This is a genomic window from Streptomyces sp. NPDC102462 (assembly GCF_044765425.1).
Lineage (GTDB): Bacteria > Actinomycetota > Actinomycetes > Streptomycetales > Streptomycetaceae > Streptomyces.
The window spans coordinates 20,724-27,254 of record NZ_JBIWKB010000012.1; the positions used below are offsets into that span (position 1 = coordinate 20,724).

6 protein-coding genes are annotated in these 6,531 nt (G+C 73.1%); 5 read left to right on the top strand and 1 reads right to left on the bottom strand.

Features of this window, described 5'->3' with window-relative positions; translation table 11 throughout:
- Positions 1–95 precede the first annotated feature (95 nt).
- The 3 genes from ACIRFL_RS13180 (at position 96) to ACIRFL_RS13190 (ending at position 1,918) form a co-directional block, all read left to right on the top strand.
- A complete protein-coding gene (locus tag ACIRFL_RS13180) occupies positions 96–983 on the top strand; it encodes an alpha/beta fold hydrolase (protein ID WP_404027383.1) in 888 nt (295 codons plus the stop codon).
- Positions 984–986: 3 nt separating this feature from the next.
- The gene (locus ACIRFL_RS13185; protein WP_404027386.1) at positions 987–1,526 is read left to right on the top strand and encodes a GNAT family N-acetyltransferase; all 540 of its coding nucleotides are present in this window, start codon (positions 987–989) and stop codon (positions 1,524–1,526) included.
- Between the two features lie 260 nt (positions 1,527–1,786).
- Positions 1,787–1,918 carry a hypothetical protein gene (locus ACIRFL_RS13190; RefSeq protein WP_086025501.1) on the top strand — a complete coding sequence of 44 codons (132 nt, stop codon included), beginning with the start codon at positions 1,787–1,789 and terminating at the stop codon, positions 1,916–1,918.
- 277 nt (positions 1,919–2,195) lie between these two features.
- On the opposite strand, the gene ACIRFL_RS13195 is transcribed toward ACIRFL_RS13190, so the two are convergent.
- A complete protein-coding gene (locus ACIRFL_RS13195; protein ID WP_404027389.1) occupies positions 2,196–3,761 on the bottom strand; it encodes a purple acid phosphatase family protein in 1,566 nt (521 codons plus the stop codon).
- Positions 3,762–3,913: 152 nt separating this feature from the next.
- Here ACIRFL_RS13195 and ACIRFL_RS13200 point away from each other — a divergent pair, with 152 nt between their 5' ends.
- Positions 3,914–4,957: a 3-isopropylmalate dehydrogenase gene (locus ACIRFL_RS13200; protein ID WP_404027391.1), complete on the top strand. Its 1,044-nt coding sequence runs from the start codon at positions 3,914–3,916 to the stop codon at positions 4,955–4,957.
- A gap of 242 nt (positions 4,958–5,199) precedes the next feature.
- Complete coding sequence (locus ACIRFL_RS13205) at positions 5,200–6,288, top strand: branched-chain amino acid aminotransferase (protein WP_404027394.1); 1,089 nt, start codon at positions 5,200–5,202, stop codon at positions 6,286–6,288.
- Positions 6,289–6,531: the final 243 nt, after the last annotated feature.

Consider the following 6,531-nt stretch of genomic DNA (forward strand, 5'->3'; position numbering starts at 1 on the left):
ACGCGGGCCGGGAAGCCTGACCCCCCGAAGCAGGCTTCCCGGCCCGTTTCCATGTCCGGGCCCCTCTGCGGGCCCGGCCGGGGCACACTGCCGTCATGGCCCGGACGGACGGCGCGACGGTGGAGACCGACGACGGGGTGCGCCTGTGGGCGGCCCGCACGGGGCCCGGCGCACCGCTCGTGCTGTGCCACGGCGGGCCGGGCCTGTGGGACATGTTCGGCGACCTCGCCGCGCTCCTCGCGGACGTGACCCCGGTGATCCGCTGGGACCAGCGCGGCTGCGGACGCTCCGAGCGGTGCGCGGGACCGTGGACCATCGCGCGCTTCGTCGCCGACCTGGACGCCGTGCGGCGTCACTTCGCGCTGGACCGCATGGCACTGTTCGGTCACTCCTGGGGCGCGCATCTCGCGCTGTCCTATGCGCTGGTCCACCCGGAGCGGGTGAGCACACTGGTGTACGCGTCCGGCACCGGCATCGGCCCGGACGCCGACTGGCACCCCGCCTACCGGGAGAACTTCCGCGCCCGGCTCGCCGACCACCCCGAACGCCTGGCCCACTGGCGGGACCTGACGGGACGCCGGCACCGTACCGAGGACGAGGAGCGCCGGCGGGCGGTGCTCCAGTGGTCGGTCGAGTTCGAGGACCGCGAGGGGGCGCTGGAGCGCGCCCGGGGCATGGCCGACCCGTGGTTCGGGATCAACCAGGCGTGCCGCCGGGGCCTCGACGAGCAGCGCGCGCGGATCTGCGGCACCCCCGGGACGGCCGCGGCCTGCGCCGCCCTCGGCGTCCCCGTCGTGATCGTCGACGGCGCCCGGGACATCCGTCCGCGCACCGCCGTGGACTCGCTGGAGCGGACCCTGCCCCGGGTCCGCCGGGTGGTCCTGCCGGACGCCGGGCACCTGCCGTGGACCGAGGACCCCGACGGTTTCCGGACGGCGGTCGCCGAGGCGCTGACCGTGCCCGGCCGGGGCGCGGATGATTGACGCATGACCTTCACCCTGCGTACCGCCCACACCGCCGAGCTGGCCCCCGCCGAACTCAGTGCCGTCCGTTCCCTGCTGCACGACGGCTTCGCGGGCGAGTTCGAGGACGCGGACTTCGAGCACGCGCTCGGCGGCATGCACGCCCTGGTGGACGGCGAGGACGGCATCGTCGCGCACGGCTCGGTCGTCATGCGCCGGGCACGGCACCGCGGGCGGTGGCTGCGTATCGGGTATGTCGAGGCCGTCGTGGTGCGGCCCGCCGTGCGCCGCCGGGGCCTGGGCGGGCAGGTGATGGGCGCCCTGGAACGGGTGGTCGACCGGGCGTACGACCTCGGGGCGCTGTCGGCGAGCGAGGACGGCGCACTGCTCTACGGGCCACGCGGCTGGCGCCCCTGGACCGGCCGGATCCACGCCCTCTCGCCGGACGGGATCGTGCGGCTCGCGGACGAGGAGGGCGGCCTGCTGGTACGCCCCGCGCTGGCCGCGCCGCCCGACCCCGCTCACGAACTGGTCTTCGACTGGCGCGACGGGGATGTGCTCTGACCCGCGGATGACGAAACCCCAGGTCACAGGGGTGGTGCCCGATCCGCCGTCTCAGATAGTAGGAAGTCCGACTAATTATGGAGACACCAGCGCGCTCCTCCCTTAGTTTTGTAGGAGCCGAACGTCTCGCTCGATCCAGCGAATGGCGGTCGTGAGCCGGGCCCGTGCAGGCAACCCCTGCGGCACCGCTCCCCGCCCCTCCGGCGTCTCGTAACCCCCTTTTGCCGTACTCCAGGTGTATCTCGAAGGAGTCGATCCCCATGGCCGAGACGACCGTCCGCCGCCGAGTCCGCCACGTGTCCCGCACGAGCGAGTCCGACCGCAAGAACGCCGCCGCCGCCCTTCAGCGCGCCCTCGACCGCCGCGACAACGGCGGCCAGACCGGCCACTGAACCGGGACCGCGCGGCGCGCGTGACACCCCACAAGCCGGGAGCCGCACCCGCACGGGGTGGGGGGGGGGGGGGCCCCCCCCCCCCCCCCCCCCACACAGGTCGGGAGGGGGCCGCACGAGAGCCCACCCCCCCCCCCCCCCCCCCCCCCCCCCCCCCCCCCCCCCCCCCCCCCCCCCCCCCCCCCGGGCGCCCCCCCCCCCCCCCCCGCGGGCCCCGCGCGGCGGGCCCCCCCCCCCCCCCCCCCGCCCCCCCCCCCGCCGGGGGGGCGCCGCGGCCCTACCGGCCGCGCCGCACCTCGAAGTGGTCGATCCGGTCGCCGTTCTGCGCCAGCGCGGACACCGTCAGCCGCGCGGCCGTACCCGCCTCGGCCGCCACCTCCAGGACGGAGAAGCCGGTGTAGCGCACCCGGGACCACTCCACCGTCTCCGCCTCGGTGTCCCGGGACTTCGTCCAGTGGAAGCTCTGCACCGCGTCGTGCCGGGTGACATGCCCCTCATAGCTGTCCCCGACCCCGGACGGGAACGAGTAGAGGTTCCGGCCGCCGCCGCCCGCGGTGACGTACACGATCCCGTCCCGGGTCGGATCCGTGGACCCGCCGATCGGCACCGCACGGCCGACCGCGCCGTCACGCACCGCGTCGGTCCGCTCGTACACATGGTTGTGCCCGTTGATCACCAGGTCCACCTGGTGCCGCGTGAACAGCGGCAGCCACGCGTCCCGCACGCCCCCGTCGGAGGCGTGCGTGGAGGTGGAGTACGCGCAGTGGTGGAAGAAGACGACCACGAAGTCGACGTCCCGCGCCGAGCGCAGCTCGCCGAGGGTGCGGTCCAGCCACTTCGTCTGCCGGCCGTCGGTGTGCCCGAGGTTGGCCGGGATCTCGTACGACACGTCGTTCGCGTCCAGCGCCACGAAGCCGACGTTGCCGTAGACGAAGGCGTACGCGCCCGGTGTTCCGTGCGGATCGAAGCCGCTGTCCGGCAGGGAGAAGCGGGCGAGCTGGCCGCCGTAGCCGTCCGGGGAGTACCAGGCCTCCATGTCGTGGTTGCCGGTCGTCACCATCCAGGGGACGGACCGGGCGACCGGCTCGGTCTGCTTCAGGAACAGGTCCCAGTACCGCGGGTCGTAGCCGTCCGACGTGCTGCCGGTGCCGTTGGCGTCCGCGTAGCAGATGTCGCCCGCGTGCAGATGGAAGGCCGGCCGCCGGCGCAGCAGGACATCGTCGTTGGCGCTCGCGCTCCGGCTCACGCCCTGGTCGCCGAAGGCCGTGAAGACGAAGCGCTCCGGGGTGGCGGGCGCGGTGCGGAAGGAGGCGATCGTCGAGCGGTGGGCGGGGGAGGCGGGGTCCCAGCCGTCGTGGCCGACGCCGTAGTAGTACGTCGTGCCGGGACGCAGACCGTCCAGGGCCGCGTGCACGTAGTACTGCTCCACCGCCGGACGCACTCCTTCCCGTCCCGGCGTGCGCAGGTCGCGCAGCTCCGCGTCGATCCGGCGGCTCAGCTGGTCGGGGCGCGACCCGACCCGTACGAACGGCCGGCGGACGGCGAACGGCACCTGCCACGAGATCCGCATCCGGGTCTTCGGATCGGCGCCGAACGCGAGATGACGGCCGAACGGGGCGATGGCGGCGCCCGCGACCCGCGAGGTCGCCGCGGCGGGACCGGAGGCCGGCACGGACGCCGGGCCGGACGGGCCCGAGCAGCCGGTCAGCAGCCCGCCGGCCACCGCGCCCGCCGTCACCAGGGTGCGGCGCCGGGACAGCCGGGTCCGCAGATACTCGTGCTGCTCGGCCATGCTCATCCGGCTCGCCAGCCGCCGCGGGATGCCGAAGTCGGGGGTCTCCATGACGACGAATTTCCCACCGGCAGCCGACAGCTGCCCCACATCCGGGTGAACACCCGCCGAAACACGCAGTCTTCACCCGTCCGAGCGGCCCCGGGGTGTCCGTATGGCGGACGGATCGTGTCATCTCATGGGACGAGGAGTAGGGTGCCGACATGTCTCGCAGCATCAATCTCGCAGTGATCCCCGGTGACGGCATCGGCCAGGAGGTCGTGGCCGAGGGCCTCAAGGTCCTCTCCGCCGTCCTTCCGCAGGATGTGAAGCTGGAGACCAAGGAGTACGACTTCGGAGCCCAGCGCTACCACGCCACCGGTGAGACCCTGACCGACGCCGACCTCGACGCGCTGAAGCAGCACGACGCCATCCTGCTCGGCGCGATCGGCGACCCGTCGGTCCCCTCCGGCGTCCTGGAGCGCGGCTTCCTGCTCAAGCTCCGTTTCGCCTTCGACCACCACGTCAACCTGCGTCCGTCGAAGCTGCTCCCCGGCGTCGCCACCCCGCTGGCCGGCCAGCCCGAGATCGACTTCATCGTCGTCCGCGAGGGTACCGAAGGCCCCTACACGGGCAACGGCGGCACCATCCGCACGGGCACCCCGCACGAGGTGGCCACCGAGGTCTCCGTCAACACCGCCTTCGGTGTGGAGCGCGTGGTCCGCGACGCCTTCGCCCGTGCCCAGGCCCGCCCGCGCAAGAAGCTCACGCTGGTCCACAAGAACAACGTGCTGACCTTCGCCGGGCACCTGTGGACGAACATCTTCAACAAGGTGGCCGCGGAGTACCCCGAGGTCGCCACCGAGTACATCCACGTCGACGCCGCCACCATCTACCTGGTCACCCAGCCCGAGCGGTTCGACGTCATCGTCACCGACAACCTCTTCGGCGACATCATCACCGACCTCGCCGCGGCCGTCTCCGGCGGCATCGGCGTGGCCGCCTCCGGCAACATCAACCCGAGCGGCGCGTACCCGTCCATGTTCGAGCCGGTGCACGGCTCGGCCCCGGACATCGCCGGCCTGGGCAAGGCGGACCCCACCGCCACCGTCCTGTCCGTCGCGCTGCTGCTGCGCCACCTCGGCTACGACACCGAGGCGGACCGCATCGAGGACGCCGTCTCCGCCGACCTCGCGGAGCGCGCCGCGGGCCCCGCCCGCAGCACCTCGGACATCGGCGACGCGCTCCGCGTACGCGTAGCCGGCTGAGCCCCGCCGCGCTGCACCAAGCCGTCGGGTCGCTCAGGCGCCCGGCGGCTTCCCCATGTCCCCGCCGGGTGCCACCATCGACCCCTGGGCCGCATTCACCCCGATTCCTTCCGCCTGTGCCCCGCGCGATAATCGGACGCGGAGCCGCGGTATGAGGGAATGCTCGGACGTCCTAGCACCGGCCGCCGGCCGGGCGGACGTGAGCGCGGCCCGTCACTACAACCGGTGAAGGACTACCACTCATGACGACGCCCACGATCGAGCTCAAGCCCTCCGCCCACCCGCTGCCCGCAGCGGAGCGTGAGGCGATCCTCGCCAACCCCGGATTCGGCCGCCACTTCACCGACCACATGGTGACGATCAAGTGGACCGAGGGCCGGGGATGGCACGACGGCCAGCTCGTTCCGTACGCGCCGATCCCCCTCGACCCGGCCACCAACGTCCTGCACTACGCGCAGGAGATCTTCGAGGGCCTCAAGGCATACCGCCGCCCCGACGGCTCCGTGGCGACCTTCCGCCCGGACCAGAACGCCAAGCGTTTCCAGCGCTCCGCCCGCCGGCTGGCCATGCCCGAACTGCCGGTCGAGACCTTCATCGAGGCGTGTGACGCCCTGGTCCGGCAGGACAAGGACTGGGTGCCCGCACACGGTGGCGAGGAGTCCCTCTACCTGCGGCCCTTCATGATCGCTACCGAGGTCGGGCTGGGCGTGAAGCCCGCCAACGAGTATCTGTTCCTCGTCATCGCCTCCCCGGCCGGCGCGTACTTCCCCGGGGGCGTCGAGCCGGTCTCCATCTGGGTCTCCGAGAACCGGGTCCGCGCCGTCCCGGGCGGCATGGGCGACGCCAAGACGGGCGGCAACTACGCGGCCTCGCTGCTCGCGCAGGCGGAGGCAGCGGCCGAGGGCTGCGACCAGGTCTGCTACCTCGACGCGGTCGAGCACCGGTGGGTCGAGGAACTGGGCGGCATGAACCTGTACTTCGTGTACGGCAACAAGATCGTGACGCCGATCCTCAGCGGCTCGATCCTGGAGGGCGTCACCCGCGACAGCCTGCTGACCGTGGCCCGCGACCTCGGCTACGAGTCGGAGGAGTCCCGCGTCTCCATCGAGCAGTGGCAGCGGGACTCGGAGGACGGCACCCTCACCGAGGTGTTCGCCTGCGGCACCGCCGCCGTCATCACCCCGGTCGGCACGGTCAAGCGCGCGGGCGCCGAGTGGAAGCAGTCGGACGGCGAACCCGGCAAGGTCACCCTGGAACTCCGCCAGGCCCTCCTCGACATCCAGCGCGGCATCACCGAGGACACCCACACCTGGATGCACCCCCTAGCCTGACCCCCAACCCCTTTGGGGCGGCGGCAGCTGCCGCCGCCCCAAAGGGGCGCGGGGAACGGCGCGACCAGCCACGACGCTCCCGCACCCGCCAACGTGTCCGAACCCCCGGTCTCTTGGGCGCCCGCCGCGGAAGGCAGGCGCGCCCCCAAAGGGGCGCGGGGAACGGCGCGAGCAACCACGACGCTCCCGCACCCGTCGGCAAACCCGAGCCCCCGGGTCTCTTGGGCGCCCGTCGCCGGAGGC

Excerpts from the sequence above, each read along its gene's own strand:
- ACIRFL_RS13180 (WP_404027383.1), top strand. The coding sequence starts at position 96 with ATGGCCCGGACGGACGGCGCGACGGTGGAGACCGACGACGGGGTGCGC.
- ACIRFL_RS13185 (WP_404027386.1), top strand. The coding sequence starts at position 987 with ATGACCTTCACCCTGCGTACCGCCCACACCGCCGAGCTGGCCCCCGCC.
- ACIRFL_RS13190 (WP_086025501.1), top strand. The coding sequence starts at position 1,787 with ATGGCCGAGACGACCGTCCGCCGCCGAGTCCGCCACGTGTCCCGCACG.
- ACIRFL_RS13195 (WP_404027389.1), bottom strand. The coding sequence starts at position 3,761 with ATGGAGACCCCCGACTTCGGCATCCCGCGGCGGCTGGCGAGCCGGATG.
- ACIRFL_RS13200 (WP_404027391.1), top strand. The coding sequence starts at position 3,914 with ATGTCTCGCAGCATCAATCTCGCAGTGATCCCCGGTGACGGCATCGGC.
- ACIRFL_RS13205 (WP_404027394.1), top strand. The coding sequence starts at position 5,200 with ATGACGACGCCCACGATCGAGCTCAAGCCCTCCGCCCACCCGCTGCCC.